Origin of the sequence: Sphingopyxis terrae subsp. terrae NBRC 15098, from assembly GCF_001598815.1 — a bacterium.
GTDB classification, from domain to species: Bacteria; Pseudomonadota; Alphaproteobacteria; order Sphingomonadales; family Sphingomonadaceae; genus Sphingopyxis; species Sphingopyxis terrae.
The window spans coordinates 154,849-171,516 of sequence record NZ_BCZQ01000004.1 but is presented as its reverse complement, the minus strand read 5'-3'; the positions used below and the strand labels follow the sequence as shown (position 1 = coordinate 171,516).

Annotated in this window: 21 protein-coding genes; 3 read left to right on the top strand and 18 right to left on the bottom strand. The window is 63.7% G+C overall.

Annotated elements, in window-relative coordinates; translation table 11 throughout:
• Window positions 1-2 precede the first annotated feature (2 nt).
• From nuoI to STE01S_RS03530, 11 genes are read right to left on the bottom strand one after another with little or no spacing between them, the layout of a single operon-like run.
• Window positions 3-491, bottom strand: coding sequence for an NADH-quinone oxidoreductase subunit NuoI (gene nuoI, locus STE01S_RS03575; protein WP_058811641.1), 489 nt, complete (start codon window positions 489-491; stop codon window positions 3-5).
• On the bottom strand, window positions 488-1,531 hold the full coding sequence (gene nuoH, locus STE01S_RS03570; RefSeq protein WP_062764937.1) for an NADH-quinone oxidoreductase subunit NuoH: 1,044 nt from the start codon (window positions 1,529-1,531) through the stop codon (window positions 488-490). The genes nuoI and nuoH overlap by 4 nt, the downstream gene beginning before the upstream one ends.
• Window positions 1,528-3,540 (bottom strand): NADH-quinone oxidoreductase subunit NuoG, encoded by a 2,013-nt coding sequence (gene nuoG, locus STE01S_RS03565; protein ID WP_062764934.1) that lies wholly within the window; start codon window positions 3,538-3,540, stop codon window positions 1,528-1,530. The genes nuoH and nuoG overlap by 4 nt, the downstream gene beginning before the upstream one ends.
• A complete protein-coding gene (gene nuoF / locus STE01S_RS03560) occupies window positions 3,540-4,829 on the bottom strand; it encodes an NADH-quinone oxidoreductase subunit NuoF (RefSeq protein WP_003051586.1) in 1,290 nt (429 codons plus the stop codon). Before nuoF ends, nuoG begins: the two co-directional genes overlap by 1 nt.
• Window positions 4,829-4,990, bottom strand: coding sequence for a hypothetical protein (locus STE01S_RS20260; RefSeq protein WP_156001421.1), 162 nt, complete (start codon window positions 4,988-4,990; stop codon window positions 4,829-4,831). Before STE01S_RS20260 ends, nuoF begins: the two co-directional genes overlap by 1 nt.
• Window positions 4,990-5,658 (bottom strand): complex I 24 kDa subunit family protein, encoded by a 669-nt coding sequence (locus tag STE01S_RS03555; RefSeq protein ID WP_062764931.1) that lies wholly within the window; start codon window positions 5,656-5,658, stop codon window positions 4,990-4,992. The genes STE01S_RS20260 and STE01S_RS03555 overlap by 1 nt, the downstream gene beginning before the upstream one ends.
• The gene (locus STE01S_RS03550; RefSeq protein WP_062764929.1) at window positions 5,651-5,887 is read right to left on the bottom strand and encodes a hypothetical protein; all 237 of its coding nucleotides are present in this window, start codon (window positions 5,885-5,887) and stop codon (window positions 5,651-5,653) included. Before STE01S_RS03550 ends, STE01S_RS03555 begins: the two co-directional genes overlap by 8 nt.
• Window positions 5,884-7,101 carry an NADH-quinone oxidoreductase subunit D gene (locus STE01S_RS03545; protein ID WP_040590797.1) on the bottom strand — a complete coding sequence of 406 codons (1,218 nt, stop codon included), beginning with the start codon at window positions 7,099-7,101 and terminating at the stop codon, window positions 5,884-5,886. The genes STE01S_RS03550 and STE01S_RS03545 overlap by 4 nt, the downstream gene beginning before the upstream one ends.
• A 35-nt stretch (window positions 7,102-7,136) precedes the next feature.
• Window positions 7,137-8,054 (bottom strand): NADH-quinone oxidoreductase subunit C, encoded by a 918-nt coding sequence (locus STE01S_RS03540; RefSeq protein ID WP_062764927.1) that lies wholly within the window; start codon window positions 8,052-8,054, stop codon window positions 7,137-7,139.
• On the bottom strand, window positions 8,054-8,608 hold the full coding sequence (locus STE01S_RS03535; protein WP_003051575.1) for a NuoB/complex I 20 kDa subunit family protein: 555 nt from the start codon (window positions 8,606-8,608) through the stop codon (window positions 8,054-8,056). Before STE01S_RS03535 ends, STE01S_RS03540 begins: the two co-directional genes overlap by 1 nt.
• The gene (locus STE01S_RS03530; protein ID WP_062764924.1) at window positions 8,605-8,979 is read right to left on the bottom strand and encodes an NADH-quinone oxidoreductase subunit A; all 375 of its coding nucleotides are present in this window, start codon (window positions 8,977-8,979) and stop codon (window positions 8,605-8,607) included. Before STE01S_RS03530 ends, STE01S_RS03535 begins: the two co-directional genes overlap by 4 nt.
• Window positions 8,980-9,194: 215 nt before the next feature.
• On the opposite strand from STE01S_RS03530, the gene STE01S_RS03525 reads away from it, so the two are divergent.
• On the top strand, window positions 9,195-9,680 hold the full coding sequence (locus STE01S_RS03525) for a YbjN domain-containing protein (RefSeq protein ID WP_062764922.1): 486 nt from the start codon (window positions 9,195-9,197) through the stop codon (window positions 9,678-9,680).
• Between the two features lie 75 nt (window positions 9,681-9,755).
• Here the strand turns inward: STE01S_RS03525 and STE01S_RS03520 are convergent, their stop codons facing one another.
• The 3 genes from STE01S_RS03520 to STE01S_RS03510 form a co-directional block, all read right to left on the bottom strand.
• Window positions 9,756-10,574, bottom strand: coding sequence for an inositol monophosphatase family protein (locus tag STE01S_RS03520; RefSeq protein WP_003051566.1), 819 nt, complete (start codon window positions 10,572-10,574; stop codon window positions 9,756-9,758).
• Between the two features lie 99 nt (window positions 10,575-10,673).
• Window positions 10,674-11,237, bottom strand: a complete 564-nt coding sequence (efp, locus tag STE01S_RS03515; RefSeq protein ID WP_003051563.1) for an elongation factor P — start codon at window positions 11,235-11,237, stop codon at window positions 10,674-10,676.
• 104 nt (window positions 11,238-11,341) lie between these two features.
• Window positions 11,342-13,303: an OPT family oligopeptide transporter gene (locus tag STE01S_RS03510; RefSeq protein WP_062764920.1), complete on the bottom strand. Its 1,962-nt coding sequence runs from the start codon at window positions 13,301-13,303 to the stop codon at window positions 11,342-11,344.
• Between the two features lie 137 nt (window positions 13,304-13,440).
• Here STE01S_RS03510 and STE01S_RS20255 point away from each other — a divergent pair, with 137 nt between their 5' ends.
• Window positions 13,441-13,587 carry a hypothetical protein gene (locus tag STE01S_RS20255; protein ID WP_156001419.1) on the top strand — a complete coding sequence of 49 codons (147 nt, stop codon included), beginning with the start codon at window positions 13,441-13,443 and terminating at the stop codon, window positions 13,585-13,587.
• A gap of 10 nt (window positions 13,588-13,597) precedes the next feature.
• On the opposite strand, the gene thiE is transcribed toward STE01S_RS20255, so the two are convergent.
• Window positions 13,598-14,227 carry a thiamine phosphate synthase gene (gene thiE, locus STE01S_RS03505; RefSeq protein WP_062764917.1) on the bottom strand — a complete coding sequence of 210 codons (630 nt, stop codon included), beginning with the start codon at window positions 14,225-14,227 and terminating at the stop codon, window positions 13,598-13,600.
• 35 nt (window positions 14,228-14,262) lie between these two features.
• Here thiE and STE01S_RS03500 point away from each other — a divergent pair, with 35 nt between their 5' ends.
• Window positions 14,263-14,664 carry a hypothetical protein gene (locus tag STE01S_RS03500; protein WP_255265869.1) on the top strand — a complete coding sequence of 134 codons (402 nt, stop codon included), beginning with the start codon at window positions 14,263-14,265 and terminating at the stop codon, window positions 14,662-14,664.
• Here the strand turns inward: STE01S_RS03500 and STE01S_RS03495 are convergent.
• The 3 genes from STE01S_RS03495 to STE01S_RS03485 form a co-directional block, all read right to left on the bottom strand.
• Complete coding sequence (locus STE01S_RS03495; RefSeq protein WP_062764911.1) at window positions 14,661-15,317, bottom strand: O-methyltransferase; 657 nt, start codon at window positions 15,315-15,317, stop codon at window positions 14,661-14,663. The two genes, STE01S_RS03500 and STE01S_RS03495, sit on opposite strands and share 4 nt — an antisense overlap.
• Window positions 15,317-16,207: a fructose bisphosphate aldolase gene (locus STE01S_RS03490; RefSeq protein WP_062764908.1), complete on the bottom strand. Its 891-nt coding sequence runs from the start codon at window positions 16,205-16,207 to the stop codon at window positions 15,317-15,319. The genes STE01S_RS03495 and STE01S_RS03490 overlap by 1 nt, the downstream gene beginning before the upstream one ends.
• A gap of 85 nt (window positions 16,208-16,292) precedes the next feature.
• Window positions 16,293-16,658 carry a hypothetical protein gene (locus tag STE01S_RS03485; RefSeq protein ID WP_162928194.1) on the bottom strand — a complete coding sequence of 122 codons (366 nt, stop codon included), beginning with the start codon at window positions 16,656-16,658 and terminating at the stop codon, window positions 16,293-16,295.
• Window positions 16,659-16,668 lie beyond the last annotated feature (10 nt).

Here is a 16,668-nt window from a genome sequence, read left to right as displayed (position 1 = left end):
CCTTACCGATAGGGCGCGTCGGCGGCAAGATTGGCCGCAATCGCGCGTTCCCATTTGTCGCCATTGGCGAGCAGCTTGGCCTTGTCATAGAGCAGTTCCTCGCGCGTTTCGGTCGCGAATTCGAAGTTCGGCCCCTCGACGATGGCATCAACCGGGCAGGCTTCCTGACAGAAGCCGCAATAGATGCACTTGGTCATGTCGATGTCGTAGCGCGTCGTGCGGCGCGAACCGTCGTCGCGCGGCTCGGCCTCGATCGTGATCGCCTGCGCCGGACAGATTGCCTCGCACAGCTTGCACGCGATGCAGCGCTCCTCGCCGTTGGGATAACGGCGCAGCGCATGCTCGCCGCGGAAGCGCGGGCTGAGCGGGTTCTTCTCGAACGGATAGTTGATCGTCGCCTTGGGCTTGAAGAAATATTTGAGCGTGAGGGCGTGCGCCTTCACGAATTCCCACAAGGTGAAGCTTTTGACGAGATGGGCAACGTAACTCATGAATACCTCGTCAGCATCAGATAGCCGGAAATCAGGAAGACCCAAAAGAGCGAAATCGGCAGGAAGATTTTCCAGCCCAGCCGCATCAGCTGGTCATAGCGATAGCGCGGGACGGTCGCCTTCACCCAGCTGAAGACGAAGAAGAAGAACAGGATCTTCGCGAACAGCCAGATGATGCCGGGGACGGCATAGAGCGGCGCCCAGTCGACCGGCGGCAGCCAGCCGCCCCAGAAGAGCACGGCGTTGAGCGTGCACATCAGCAGGACGTTGGCATATTCCCCGAGCCAGAAGAGCGCGAAGCTCATCGACGAATATTCGGTCTGATAGCCCGCGACGAGCTCGCTTTCGGCCTCGGTCAGGTCGAACGGCGCGCGCGCGGTTTCAGCGAGCGCCGAGATCAGGAACATCACCGCGAGCGGGAAGAGCAGCAGGTTGAAGCCGAAGGCGTTGACGAAGCCCAGCCCGTGCCCCTGCTGCGCCTTGACGATCTCGTTGAGGTTGAAGCTGTCGGCCCAAAGGACGACGCCGATCAGGATGAAGCCGATCGACACTTCATAGGAGATCATCTGCGCCGAGGCGCGCAGCGCGGAAAAGAAGGGATATTTCGAGTTCGATGACCAGCCCGACAGGATGACGCCGTAAACGCCGAGCGACGAAATCGCGAGGATGTAGAGCAGCCCGACATTGATGTCGGCGAGCACCGCGCCCGAATTGAACGGGATAACCGCCCACGCCATCAACGCGACCGTGAAGGTGATGATCGGCGCGATCAGGAACAGGCCGCGGTTCGCGCTCGACGGGATGATCGTTTCCTGCAGGAAAACCTTCAGGCCGTCGGCGAAGCTCTGCAACAGTCCGAAGGGACCGACGACGTTCGGACCGCGGCGCAGCGCGATCGCCGCCCAGATCTTGCGGTCGGCATAGATGATCATCGCCACCGCGAGCATCAACGGCAGCGCGATGAGCAGAATACCGCAGATCGTGGCGACGCCCCACGCCCATTCATAGGACATGCCCAGGCTTTGGAAAAACTCGGTCATTCCGCGGCCTCCGCATAATCCGCGCCATGCAGCAGTTCGGCCGAGCAGCGCTCCATCGTCGGCGAGGCGCGGCAGATGGCGTTGGTGAGGTAGAAATCCTTGATCGGCGACGGGATCGCGTGCGCCTCGGGCTTCGCGTCGAGCTTGGGCACGGACCAGCCGTAATCGACCAGTCCTTCGACCCCGAGCGCCGGCACCGTCGCGACCATCGCCGCGCGACATTCGTCGAAGCTGTCGAAGCCGACGCTGACGCCGAGCGCATCGGCGAGCGCGCGGAAGATGCTCCAGTCCTCGCGCGCGTCACCCGGCGCGAACACCGCCTTTTCGCTGCGCTGGACGCGGCCTTCGGTGTTGACCGTCGTGAAGTCCTTTTCGGTCCATGCCGCGGCCGGCAGGATGACGTCGGCGGCATGCGCGCCCTTGTCGCCATGATGGCCGACATAAACTTTGAAGCTCTTGTCGAAGGCCGCGAAATCGACCTCGTCGGCGCCGAGGAAGAAGGTCAGCTTGGGCTTGGCGGCGATGATGTCCTTGATCCCGCCCGGCTGCGCATAGCCGAGCATCAAGGCCCCCATGCGCGCTGCCGAGAAATGGACGACATTGAAGCCGTTCCAGCCGTCCTTGACCGCATCGACGCTCTTGGCGAGCGCCAGCGCGGCGCCATGGACGCCCGGCACCGACAGCGCGCCGCCGCCGAAGATCAGCATCGGGCGCTCGGCGCCCTTGAGCGCATCCATCGCTGCCTTGGGCAGTTTCGCGACCAGCGAGGCATCGTCGCCGAGCCATTCGGTCTTGTAGGTGAGATCGACTTCGGGCCCGATGCCGAACACTTTCGCGCCCTTCTTCCACACCGCCTTGCGAACGCGCGTGTTGATGAGCGGCGCTTCCCAGCGCAGATTGGTGCCGACGAGCAGGATCACGTCGGCATTTTCGGCCTGCGCAATCGTGGTATTGAAATTAACCGCCGACAGGCTGGTGACGTCATAGGCGAGGCCCGTCTGGCGCCCTTCGAGCAGGTCGGAGCCGAGCGCATTCACCAGCGCCTTCGCCGCGAACATCGTCTCGCAATCGGCCATGTCGCCGGCGATCGCCGCGACCGACTTGCCGGCGTTCGCCGCCTTGATCGCGGCAAAGGCTTCGGCCCAGCTCGCCTCGACGAGCCTGCCGTCCTTGCGCACATAGGGGCGGTCGAGGCGGCGGCGCATGAGGCCATCGACATGGTGGCGCGTCTTGTCGCTCGCCCATTCCTCGTTCACATCGTCGTTGACGCGCGGCAGCACGCGCAGCACCTGGCGGCCGCGGCTGTCGATACGGACATTGGTGCCGACCGCGTCCATCATGTCGATGCCTAATGTCTTGGTCAGTTCCCAGGGCCGCGCCTCGAACGCATAGGGCTTGCTGGTCAGCGCGCCGACCGGGCAAAGATCGACGACATTGCCCGACAGCTCGCTCGCGACCGCGCGCTCGAGATAGCTGGTGATCTGCATATTCTCGCCGCGATAGATCGCGCCGATATCCTCGACCCCGGCGACTTCCTCGGCAAAGCGGACGCAGCGCGTGCACTGGATGCAGCGCGTCATCACCGTTTTGACGATCGGCCCCATATATTTCTCGGTCACCGCGCGCTTGTTCTCGTCATAGCGCGAGGCACCGCGGCCATAGGCGACCGACTGGTCCTGCAGGTCGCATTCGCCGCCCTGATCGCAGATCGGGCAGTCGAGCGGGTGGTTGATGAGCAGAAACTCCATCACCCCTTCGCGCGCCTTTTTCACCATCGGGCTATCGGTCTTGATTACCTGCCCTTCGGCGGCGGGCAGCGCGCACGACGCCTGTGGCTTCGGCGGGCCGGGCGCGACTTCGACCAGGCACATGCGGCAATTGCCGGCGATCGACAGGCGTTCATGGTAGCAGAAGCGCGGAATTTCCTTCCCCGCCATCTCGCACGCCTGCAGAACGGTTGCGCCCTGCGGAACGTCGATTTCTACGCCATCTACGGTAACTTTAGGCATTATTCGGCTGCCTCCATCACGCCGCCATTTTCGCGAATGCGGCGTTCGAGTTCGGGGCGGAAGTGGCGGATCAGGCCCTGGATCGGCCACGCCGCCGCATCGCCGAGCGCGCAGATGGTGTGGCCTTCGACCTGCTTCGTTACGTCGAAGAGCGTGTCGATCTCGCTGATGTCGGCGTCGCCGGTGCGCAGTCGCTCCATCACGCGCCACATCCAGCCGGTGCCTTCGCGGCACGGCGTGCACTGGCCGCAGCTTTCATGCTTGTAGAAGTAACTGATGCGGCTGATCGCCTGAACGACGTCGGTCGACTTGTCCATCACGATCGCGGCGGCGGTGCCGAGGCCCGAGCCGAGTTCCTTGAGGCCGTCGAAATCCATCGGCGCGTCCATGATCTGAGCCGCCGGGACGAGCGGCACCGACGAACCGCCGGGGATCACCGCGAGCAGATTGTCCCAGCCGCCTCTTATGCCACCGCAATGCTTTTCTATGAGGTCGCGGAACGGGATACCCATCTCTTCCTCGACGACGCACGGGCGTTCGACATGGCCCGAGATCTGGAAGAGCTTGGTGCCCTTGTTATTCTCGCGCCCGAAGCTGGAGAACCACGCCGCACCGCGCCGCAGGATCGTGGGGACGACCGCGATGCTTTCGACATTGTTGACCGTCGTCGGGCAGCCATAAAGGCCCGCACCCGCCGGAAACGGAGGCTTCAGGCGCGGCTGGCCCTTCTTGCCTTCCAGGCTTTCGATCATCGCGGTTTCTTCGCCGCAGATATAGGCACCGGCGCCGCGATGGACGAAGACGTCGAAATCATAGCCCGACTTCGCCGCATTCTTGCCGAGCAGGCCGGCGTCATAGGCCTCCTGCACCGCCGCGAAGAGTGTCTCGGCCTCACGGATGAACTCGCCGCGAATGTAGATGTACGCCGCGCGCGCACGCATCGCATAGCCCGCGATCAGCGCGCCCTCGATCAGCTTGTGCGGATCGTGGCGGATGATCTCGCGGTCCTTGCACGAGCCGGGTTCGGATTCGTCGGCGTTGATGACGAGGAAGCTCGGGCGGTCGGCGCGCGGTTCCTTCGGCATGAACGACCATTTCAGGCCGGTCGGGAAGCCCGCGCCGCCGCGGCCGCGCAGGCCGGACGCCTTGATTTCCTCGATGATCGCGTCCTGGCCGCGAGTCATCAGATCCTTGGTCTTGTCCCAATCGCCGCGCGCCTGCGCACTTTTGAGGTTCCACGGCTGATAGCCATAGAGATTGGTAAAGATGCGATCCTTGTCGGCGAGCATCAGTTGGTCCCACCCTTGTTTTGCATCATCTTGTAAACGACGTAACCGAGCGCGAGGATCAGCAGCGGACCGATCAGCGCAAAGGTCACGCGCAGCACGAAACCCAGCACGACAAGCGCGCCGATGATCGCCAGGATCGTGATGATGTCCTTCTGGGTCATCACCAATCCTTCCGATAGTCGTGGTTGGCCTTGACCATGTCTTTCAGGGTCGTCGGGCCGCCTTCGGGATCGCTCGTATGACGCTGCGCATTCTGGGTGCCGGTCTTGGGCTGCTTGCCCGCCGCCAGATCCTCGAGGATGCGGGTCATGCTGTCATAGTCGAGATCTTCGTAATTATCGTCGTTGATCTGGACCATCGGCGCGTTGGTGCAGGTGCCCATACATTCGACTTCGGTCAGCGTGAACAGCCCGTCGGGCGTCGTCTTGCCCTTGGTCATCCCGCGGTTCTTGCACGCCGCCATGACATCGTCCGACCCGCGCAGCAGGCACGGCGTCGTGCCGCAAACCTGCACATGATAGCGGCCGACCGGCGCGAGATTGTACATGGTGTAGAAGGTCGCGACTTCGTAGGCGCGCATGAACGGCATATCGAGCTCGGCCGCGACATATTCGATCACCGGCACGGGCAGCCAGCCCTGCGTCTGCGTCTCGGCACCGACCTGGCGCTGCGCGAGATCAAGCAGCGGCATCACCGCCGAGCGCTGACGCCCCGCCGGGTAGCGCGCGATCACGGCCTTCGCCTTCTCGGCATTTTCCTTCGTCCACGCAAAAGCGCCCCAGCGCGCGCGGACCTCGGCTTCGTCGGGGATTTGGGGTGCGTCAGCCATTGTTGCTGCCCATATTTGAATTGCGTTCCCGATACTTGAGCTGCAGCCAACGGCTGCCGAACAGCACCAATTCGATCATCACAACAACCTTACCGATGCCAATCAACCAAACGATCGCTTTGCTGGTGTCGGGATCGCGAACATCGAAAAACCACTGTGCGACCAAGAGCACAACGAACGTGGATGCCGCCTGTGCGAGCCAGCCCTCGGTGTGCTTGAGCGTTCTCACCGGTCGCACTCCCCGAACACGACGTCGATGGCGCCGATGATCGCGGTGGTGTCGGCGAGCATGTGGCCCTTGCACATGAAGTCCATCGCCTGCAGGTGCGAAAACGCGGTTGGGCGGATCTTGCAGCGGTACGGCTTGTTGGTGCCGTCGCTGACCAGATAGACCCCGAATTCGCCCTTGGGGCTTTCGGTCGCCACGTAAACTTCGCCCGCCGGGACGTGAAAGCCCTCGGTGTAGAGCTTGAAGTGGTGGATCAGCGATTCCATTGATTGCTTCATCTCGCCGCGCTTGGGCGGTGAAACCTTGCGGTCGAGGCTGGCAACTGGGCCGCTGGGCATGTCGCGCAGGCACTGCTTGATGATGCGCGCCGACTGATAGACTTCCTGTACGCGGACCATGAAGCGGTCGTAGCAGTCGCCGCGCGTGCCGACGGGAATGTCGAATTCCATCTTGGCATAGGCGTCATAGGGCTGCGACTTGCGCAAATCCCACGCGATGCCGCTGCCGCGGATCATCGGGCCCGAGAAGCCCCACGCCAGCGCGTCTTCCTTGCTGACCACGGCGATATCGACGTTGCGCTGTTTGAAGATGCGGTTGTCGATGACGAGGCTCATCGCGTCGCCGAACAGTTCGGGCAGGCGCTTGTCGACCCATTCGCCGATGTCGACGAGCAGCTTTTCGGGAACATCCTGATGGACCCCGCCGGGGCGGAACCATGCCGAGTGCATCCGCGCTCCGCTCGCGCGTTCGAAGAAGTTGAGGCAATCCTCGCGCAGTTCGAACACCCAAAGGTTCGGCGTCATCGCGCCGACGTCCATGACGTGCGACCCGATGTTGAGCATATGGTTGCAGATGCGCGTCAGCTCGGCGAACAGCACGCGCAGATATTGCGCGCGTTCGGGCACTTCGAGATCGAGCAGCTTCTCGATCGCCAGCACATAGCTGTGCTCCATGCCGAGCGGCGAACAATAGTCGAGCCGGTCGAAATAGGGCAAAGCCTGCAGATAGGTCTTATACTCGATCAGCTTTTCGGTGCCGCGATGGAGCAGCCCGACGTGCGGGTCGACGCGTTCGATGATCTCGCCGTCGAGTTCCATCACCATGCGCAGCACGCCGTGTGCCGCGGGGTGCTGCGGACCGAAGTTGATCGTGTAATTGGTGACGACCTGATCGCCCGCCGTGTCGGCGGTATCGACCGGATAGCCTTCGAACATGTCGCTTCCGTGGTGCCGGACCGTCGCATTATCGGTCATGCGTCACCTCCTGCTTTGGGCTTGCGCGGCTTGGCCGGAGCCTTGGCAGCCGCCTTGGGCTTTGCCGGAGCCTTTTCGGCCTTCTTGGTCGCGGGCGTCTTCGCCTTTGCCGCAGGCTTGGCCTTGGCACTGTCCTTGCTCGGCTTCGCGGCTTCCTTATTCGCCTTGTCGCCCGCACCGGTCTGTTTGGCATTGTCGGTCGTCTTGGGCGTCGGCGGCGGCGCCTTCTTGGCCTCGTCGGCCTTCTTGACGGCCTCTGCGGTCATCGGCGTCGGCGCGCCCTTGCCCGGCGCCTCACCGGTGCCGCCCGCCTTTTCGTCGCCGGGAAGGATATAGTCGGCGCCTTCCCACGGGCTGAGGAAGTCGAAGCTGCGGAAATCCTGCGCCAGCTTGACGGGTTCATAGACGACGCGCTTGTCCTCTTCGGAATAGCGCAGTTCGGTATAGCCGGTCAGCGGGAAGTCCTTGCGCTGCGGATGCCCCTGGAAACCATAGTCGGTCAGGATGCGGCGCAGGTCGGGATTGCCGCTGAACAGCACCCCGTACATGTCGAACACCTCGCGTTCGAGCCAGCCGGCGTTGGGCCACACGGCAACGATGCTCGGCACCGGGGTTGCTTCGTCGGTCAGCACCCGGACGCGCAGACGATGGTTCCGGGTCACGCTGAGCAGATGATAGACGACTTCGAACCGCTCGGGACGGTCGGGATAATCGACCCCGGCGATCTCCATGAGCTGCTGATAGGCAAGTTCGTCGCGCAGGCCGACCATCACCCCGGCAACCGCTTCGCGGCGCACGGTGATGCTGTCCTCGCCCACGGCGAAGACATGCGCGATCAGATCGCCGCCGACGACTTTCTTCAGTGCCTCGACAATGCCGTCGCGCGGCGCGATCAGGGGAGCGGGACTGGCCATCAGCGTTCGATCGTTCCGGTGCGGCGGATTTTCCGCTGCAACTGCATGACGCCGTAGAGCAGCGCTTCGGCGGTCGGGGGGCAGCCGGGGACATAGATGTCCACGGGCACGATACGATCGCAGCCGCGCACCACCGAATAGCTGTAGTGGTAATAGCCGCCGCCATTGGCGCAGCTACCCATCGAAATCACATATTTGGGGTTCGACATCTGGTCGTAAACGCGGCGCAGCGCCGGGGCCATCTTGTTGCACAGCGTGCCCGCGACGATCATCACGTCGGACTGGCGCGGGCTGGCGCGCGGCGCAACGCCGAAGCGTTCCATGTCATAACGCGGCATGTTGACGTGGATCATCTCGACCGCGCAGCACGCGAGGCCGAAGGTCATCCACCACAGCGAGCCGGTGCGCGCCCAGTTGAACAGATCCTCGGTCGAGGTGACGAGAAACCCCTTGTCGCCGACCTCTGCATTGAGATCGTCGAAAAAGCTCTGGTCCGGGGCGGTCCCCGGAGCGACCGGCATCGAGCCGGGGGTCAGGATGGTCGAATTGCTCATTCCCAATCCAACGCCCCTTTCTTCCACGCATAGACAAGACCGATCGCGAGCTCGGCCAGGAAAATCATCATCGTCGCCCAGCCGGCCCAGCCGATTTCCTTCAGGCTGACCGCCCAGGGAAAGAGGAAGGCCGCTTCGAGATCGAAGATGATGAACAGAATCGCGATGAGATAGAAGCGCACGTCGAACTGGCTGCGCGCATCCTCGAAAGCGGGAAAGCCGCACTCATATTCGGTCAGCTTCGCCGGATCGGGCTGATGCGCCCCGGTCAACCGCGCCACGCCCATCGGCAGGAACACGAACGCCGCCGACAGCGCAACGGCGACGCCCAGGAATATCAGGATCGGCAAATATTGAGTCAGATCGACCATGGGAGCTCGCAGTCATGATTTCGGGCGTTTGCCACCCCGTTTCTGCGGGCGCTTTAGGCCAGCATGGCGCTGCCCGCAAGCGCTGCGGACAGGAAAATCGCGTTGCGAACGCCAAAAGCGCGGGGAACACTGGCAAGGACGGGCGAAGCTATGTTAGGCGGCTGAACGGGACGCGTGTTGCGGCACGATTTGCCGCCATCCAACTGGGGGACTTTATGCGCCAACTGCCATTTGCCACTGCTCTTGCCACACTTGCCGCGACCGCGCTCGGCGCGGCGCCGGCCCATGCCGAACTGGTTACGCCCAAGAATCCTGCGGCGATCGTCGCGATCGTCGAATCGCAGGGCTGGCCGGCCAAGCTGGTGACCTCCAGCGATGCCGATCCCTATATCGAGAGCAGCCGCAACGGTCTGAAATTCCTCGTTCTGTTCATGAACTGCAACGACGCGCACAAGGAGTGCAAGACGCTGCAATATTATATGGGCTTCAACGACGCGAAGAATGTGTCGTTCGAAAAGTTCAACAGCTGGAACAAGGAAAAGCGCTTTGCGCGCGCCTATCGCGACAATGAAGGCGATCCGGTGCTGGAAATGGACGTCGATGTCGATTTTGCCGGATTGCCGCGCGAAAATCTGGGCGAAAGCTTCAACACCTGGGCGTCGCTGATGGACGCCTATCGCGAGTTCATCTACGACGATTGATCCGGCGAAACGCGGACAGCGAAAAGGCCATCCCGGTTATCCCGCGGATGGCCTTTTTTGCGCTTGCATAACCGGTCAGGCGTTGCGCAGAGCGCCCGCGACCAGCTTTTGCAGCTTGGAATGCACCGCGCCGCTGCCCGCGATGAACTCGCTGCGCTCGATCGCCCGATCACCGCCGCGGAAATCGCTGACGAAGCCGCCGGCTTCGCGCACGAGCAACATGCCCGCCGCGACGTCCCAGATCGACAGATCGGCTTCCCAGAAGCCGTCGAACCGCCCCGCGGCGACCCATGCGAGGTCAAGGCTGGCGGCGCCGAAGCGGCGGATGCCCGCAACTTCGGGCGCAACTGCACCGAAAATACGGCTCCACTGACCGAAATCGCCATGGCCCATATAGGGGATGCCGGTGGCGATCAGGCATTCATTGAGATTGCGGCGCGACGAGACGCGCAGGCGCCGGTCGTGCAACCAAGCACCGCGGCCACGTTCGGCCCAATAGCTTTCGTCGGTAACCGGCTGATAGATCAGCCCCGCGGTGACATCGCCCCAGCCGCCGCCGAGCTTAGGTTCCTGCACCGCGATCGAAATCGCGAATTGCGGGATCGCGTGCAGAAAGTTGGAGGTGCCGTCGAGCGGGTCGATGATGAACCGCGGCTTGCCGGGCTCGCCTTCGATCTCGCCAGCTTCCTCCATCAGGAAACCCCAACCCGGACGGGCGTGGGTGAGTTCGTCATAGAGCGTGCGCTCGGCCGCCTGGTCGGCCTTGGACACGAAATCCGCCGGTCCTTTTTGCGAAACCTGCAGATGCTCGATCTCGCCAAAGTCGCGGCGCAGCTTCGTACCCGCCTTGCGCGCGGCACGTTCCATGACGGTGATGATGCCGGATACGGCCATTTTCGTTTCCTTCAACGCGTCGGCCCCGCGGAGGCGGGGGCCGCTGGCTGCGTTGCGCCAGATTGCTAGCGGCCCCCGCCTTCGCGGGGGCGACGTTACTTAGTCAGCGCGGCGGACATATTCGCGGTCATAGACGTTGACCACGATACGCGTGCCACTGGTGATGTGCGGCGGCACCATGACCCGCACGCCGTTGTCGAGGATCGCGGGCTTGTACGACGAGGAGGCCGTCTGGCCCTTAACCACCGCGTCGGCCTCGACGATCGTCGCTTCGATCTGTTCGGGCAGTTCGACCGAGATCGGGCGCTCTTCCCACAGTTCGAGCACGACTTCCATGCCGTCCTGCAGGAATTCGTGGGCTTCGCCGACGACATCCTTCGAGATGGTGATCTGTTCGTAGCTGTCCTTGTCCATGAACACGAGGTCGTCGCCCTCGGCATAGAGGAACTGGAAATCCTTGGTGTCGAGGCGGACCTTTTCGACCGTATCGGCGCTGCGGAAACGGTTGTTGAGCTTGCGCCCGTCGATCAGATTCTTGGCTTCGACCTGCATATAGGCGCCGCCCTTGCCCGGCTGCGTGTGCTGGATCTTGGTGACCTTCCAGATGCCGCCCTCATATTCGATAATATTGCCGGGACGGATTTCAACGCCGGTGATTTTCATCGCGCACACTCGCTAGTTCAAGGATGGAAAGAGCCGCCGGCGCAGCGGGTGCGCCGGTCACAGGAGCGCGCCCTTAGCCGCCTGCGCGGCCAAGGGCAAGCGCGTTAGACGCTTTCGGTGGCGCGGCGCGTGCGCCGATAGCTGTATGCGATCAGCGCGACGAAGAGCGAAAGGCCGACGATGATCGCCGTCGGCTCGAAGCTCTCCCCGACGAGCGCCAGCGGCGCATCGCTTCCCGAACCCGCGACGACGCCCGCGAACAATACCCCGAAAATGCTCTCGCCAACGATGAAGCCCGTCGCCAGCAAGACGCCCATCCGGCTGTAGAATTCAGGGCGAGCGCTGCGTTCGGCGCGCTTTTCCCAGAAATGGCCGATCACCGCGCCGATCGGAATGAGCAAGGTCAGCGACATCGGCAGATAGATGCCCATGCCGACGCCGAGCGGCGGCAGGCGCAGCTTGCCCATGCGCCCCAATATCTCGTCGGCGGCGATGATCGCGGCGCCGATCAAGGCACCATAGCCGATCAAATCCCAACGCAGGTCGCCGCCGAGCACGCCTTTGGCCAGCGCGCTGATCAGGGCCGCTTGCGGCGCCGGCAGCGCATTGGCGCCCGCCCCCGCGGCACCGGCAAAGCCAAATGCCTGGTTCAACAGGTCGAGCACCGGCGGAATGATGAGCGAACCGAAGCCGACACCGATAACCAGCGCGAGCTGCTGCTTCCACGGCGTCGCACCCACGAGCTGGCCGGTCTTCAGATCCTGGAGATTGTCGTTGGAAATCGTCGCGACCGAAAAGACGATCGCAGTGGTGAACAGCGCATAGGCGACAAGCGCGGCAGTATCGGCTTCACTGTGATTGCGCCCGAAGAAGAGGAGCAGCATCAGCGAAGCGGCAATGATGGCGAGGATGCCGACGCCCGACACCGGACTGTTCGACGCACCGATCAGGCCGGCCATATAGCCGGTGACGGCGGCGATGATCGCGCCGACGAACAGCACGAACAGCAGCGTCGCGAAAATGACGCCGACCGGATTGGCCGCGATCGGGCCGCCCTGCGCAAAGAACCACAGCAGTCCGGCGATCGGGATCAGCGAGCCCAGGATCGTCCCCGCGACGATGCCGAAGGACAGGTCGCGCTCGCCCAGTTCGACCACCTCGCCCGCGCCGCGCGCCCGCGACGACGCGATCGAGCCCTTGATGCCCTTGACGATCGGGCCGACGATCTTGAGCAGCGTCCACAATGCCGCGACCCCGATCGTCCCGGCGCCGATGAAGCGCACCTGCTGCGAAAACACCATGCCGACCACATCGTCGACCGGTCCGGTCAGCCCCTGCGCCGCGGTCAGCGCGGGCATCAGACCCGCCCATGCGATGACCATGCCGATGAACATCGCAACGCCGACCGACAGGCCGACAAGATGCCCGACGCCGATCAGCGCGAAGGACAGGCTGCCGCTGACGCCGGTGGCGCCGGCGCCGAGCTTGAAATTCTTCGACACTTCGAGCGCCGCGAGCTTCATCGCGCCAAGCAGCGAGAAACCGGCGCTGATCAGCGATCCGAGCAGGATCGTACGCAGGCCGCGCTGATTCTCCTCGGCCCCCTCGCCCGCGCGCGACCCGACCTTGAGCACTTCGGCCGCGGCGACGCCTTCGGGATAGGGAAGGTCCGACCCGGCGACGAGTGCGCGGCGCAGCGGGACCGAAAACATCACGCCCAGCGTTCCGCCGATGAAACAGACGGCGGCGGTCGTCCAATAGGGGAAACCCTGCCACCAGCCGACGATGACCAGACCGGGCAGGACGAAGATGATGGCCGCAAGCGTCCCCGCCGCGCTGGCGATCGTCTGGACGATATTATTCTCCAATATCGTTGCCCCCGAAAGGAAGCGCAGGATCGCCATCGAAATGACCGCGGCGGGTATCGAGGTTGCAAAGGTCAACCCGACCTTCAACCCCAGATAGACGTTTGCCGCCGTGAACAGCAGCGTGATCAGTCCGCCGAGGACGATCCCGCGGACGGTGAGTTCGCGCATCGAAACGCTGCGCTGGTCGGTATCGGACATAAATTTCTCCCCGCGCGCTGTGTTGCGGGCGGCGCGGAATTAGGCAAGTCAAAACAGGCGTGGAAACGCGACGAAGCGAAACCGAATTGACGCTTCGATCCAATCATCGCCGCGCAGCGCGGCGCATAGAGCCGGGCATGACGACGACCCTTCCCGATCCCAAGCCGCATCCCGGCCCCGAAGCGGCCGCTTCGGTCAAGCGCCCGGCGCCATGCGTGGGGCTGTTCGGTTGGCGCAAGTGCGACGACGCACCGCGTGACGAGCATCCGCGCACGCGGACCTGACGCGCGCGGCCTAATCCGCTGCCATCAGCGCGGCGAAAGCCTGCACCGCCGCGGCCGGGCCGTCCGGATGGTTCCAGACGCCGCCCGATACCGCAAGGAAATCGGCGCCAGCATCGATCAACAGCTCCGCATTCTCGACCGTGATCCCGCCGATCGCAACGCAGGGCAGCTCGAACAGTCCCTGCCACCAGCTGAGGATTTCGGGCTCGGCGCGATATTCGACCGCCTTTGTCGTCGTGGGGAAGAAGGCGCCGAAGGCGACATAATCCGCCCCCGCTTCGCCGGCATCCATCGCAAGGTGGCGGCTGTTGTGACAGGTTACGCCGATCTGCGCGCCGGGGCCGAGCAGCCGCCGCGCCTCCTGCGGATCGCCGTCCCCCTGCCCCAGATGGACGCCATCGGCCTTGAGCCGCTTCGCCAGCGCCATGTCGTCGTTGACGATGAAGGCGACATCGTGCGCGGCGCAAATCGCCTGTAGCGGTTCGGCAAGGCGCGCCGCTTCGTGCTGGGTCAAACCCTTGACGCGGAACTGGAACGCGGCAACCGGGCCGGCGGCCAGCGCCGCTTCGAGTTGCGCCGGAAAGTCGCCGCCGACATCGGGCGGCGAGATGAGGTAAAGCTGGCAGGTCGGTTCGGTCATGGCGGGTTCATAGCTACGCCGCCAGCATGCCGCAAATGCAGAAGATGTTTCGCGCCACCACCCTGTCCCTCGTCACTGCTGCGACCGTTTCGGCCTGCGCAGCGAGTCGCGACGTTACCGCATTGCCCGACGCCGCCAATGTCGCCATCGGCCAGCGCGCCTATGCCGACGGGCCGCTGATCCAGCCGGTTGCGGTGATCGAGGACAGTCGCTGTCCCGTCGGGGTCGCCTGCGTCTGGGCAGGCCGTGTCCGCGTAAAGATGCTGTGGCTTCGTCCCAATGGCGACGCACAGCCTTTCGAAGTGGTGCTAGGCGAACCGACGCCACTGGCCGACGGCACGATCACGCTCGAATCGGTGCATCCCGACAAGCGCCCCGACCGACCGATCAAGCCCGGCGATTACCGCTTCGCCTTCCGATTCATGGGCGGTCTTTAGGCGACCCGCGCCAGCACGAAGCCGTCCCATCCCTTCGCGCCGACGGTCTGCAGCGCGGTCGCGTCGATGCGCGGGTCGGATTGCAGAAAGTCGAACAGCGCGCGCGTTCCTTGAATACGGGCATCGTCACTCGCGGCATCGAGCACGCCGCCTTCACGCACGACATTGTCGACGATGATCGTCGTGCCGCTGCGGCCGAGGCGGATCGCTTCGGCGACATAATCGACATTCCTCTGCTTGTCGGCGTCGATGAAGACCATGTCGAAAGGCGCGACGTCGGTCATCGCGGCAAGGCTGTCCATCGCCGGGCCGACCCGGATCTCGGCCCGATCAGAGAGGCCGGCGCGATCGAGATTCGCCTGCGCGACGCGGGCATGCATGTGGTCGACTTCCAGCGTCACCAGCGCGCCATCGTCCGGTAGCGCCCGCGCGAGCCAGATCGTCGAATAGCCGCCGAGCGTCCCGATTTCGAGGATGCGCCGCGCGCCCGCCATTTGCGCGAGCAGATAGAGCATCTTGCCCTGCGCCGCCGACACGTCGATCGGTGGCAAGCCGTTTTCGGCATTGTGCGCGAGTGCAGCCGCCAGGATCGCGTCGTCGCCAATCAGCTTCTCGCCGATATAGGTGTCGACGCGGTCCCAGCTGTCAGCCATCAGGCGACCGACGCGGCGTGAATTTCGTCAATCGCGCTGCCGAGCGAGCCATTGAATTCCGCGTCGCTCATCGACGCGCGCAAATCTTCCAGCAGCGCGCGGCTGAAGCTCGCGATGATGCCAGGGTTGCGCGCGAGTTCGGCGCATGCTTCGGGGCGCGCGAAGCCGCCAGACAGCGCGACGACGCGCAGCACCTTGGGATGATCGACGAGCGGCTGGAACAGTCCCGCTTCGGTGGGCAGCGACAGCTTGAGCATGACCGGCGCGCCGGTCCACGCGTCGAGCGCCGCGACGAGTTCGGCAAGTAGCAGCCGGTCCGCTGCATCGCGCTCGGCGCTCTTGATATTCACTTCGGGTTCGATGATCGGCACCAGGCCGTGCGCGGCGATGCGCGCGGCTTCGGCAAATTGCTGCGCGACGATCGCCTTGACGCCCGCCGGGTTGGCGAGATTGACGACGCTGCGCATCTTGGTTCCGAACACGCCCTTCGCAACCGCCCGCTCGCACAGCGCGTCGAGATCGGCATTGGGCTTCATCAGTTGCACACCGTCAGCTTCGGCTTCGAGACCCTTGTCGACCTTGAGGAACGGGACCACACCGCGTTCCCACAGCAGGGCGGGAATCGGCTTGCCATCGGCTTCGCCGTCCATCGTGCGTTCGAACAGGATTGCGCCGATCACCTTATCGCCGTTGAAACAGGGCGCCGTCACGATCCGGCTGCGCATTGCATGGATCAGCGCGAACATTTCCTCGTCGCCCGAATATTCACCTTCGTCGATGCCATAGCCCTTAAGCGCCTTGGGCGTCGAACCGCCGCTCTGGTCGAGCGCGGCGATGAAGCCCTGGCCCGATTTGATCTTTTCCAGCATCTCGGCATTGGCGGTCGTCATAACGTCTCCGTGGATTTGCATACGTATGGTGCGGCGCGCATAGCGGCCCGTCGCCCGGGACGCAATGCGATGGAAAAGCGGCCGATCAGCAACGCGTCAGCGTCGGCCCCTTGGTCAGACTGGTCTTGCCGCCGCGCTTGTCGCGGCTATCGACGCGCACGAGGGTGCCGCCGTTCACCATCTGCTTCAATTCGTCATCGCCGCACATCAGCCGGCGCATCTGCTCGATCGGCTGCAGAAAGGCGGTCTGTGGGTAAGTGTCGAGGTCGCGGTCCATGACAAAGACCTGCACCCCGTTATCGAGACCCTTGTAAGACAATTCCCATCCCTTGGGGATCGAGAATTCGGACATGTAGAAATCCGCGATGATGGCGCCGGGGAACTCCTCGGCGGCCATGGCCGGAATACTGATCGCGGCAAGAGCAAGTGCAGCGAAAAACCTCGTCTTCATCTCGGCAGCC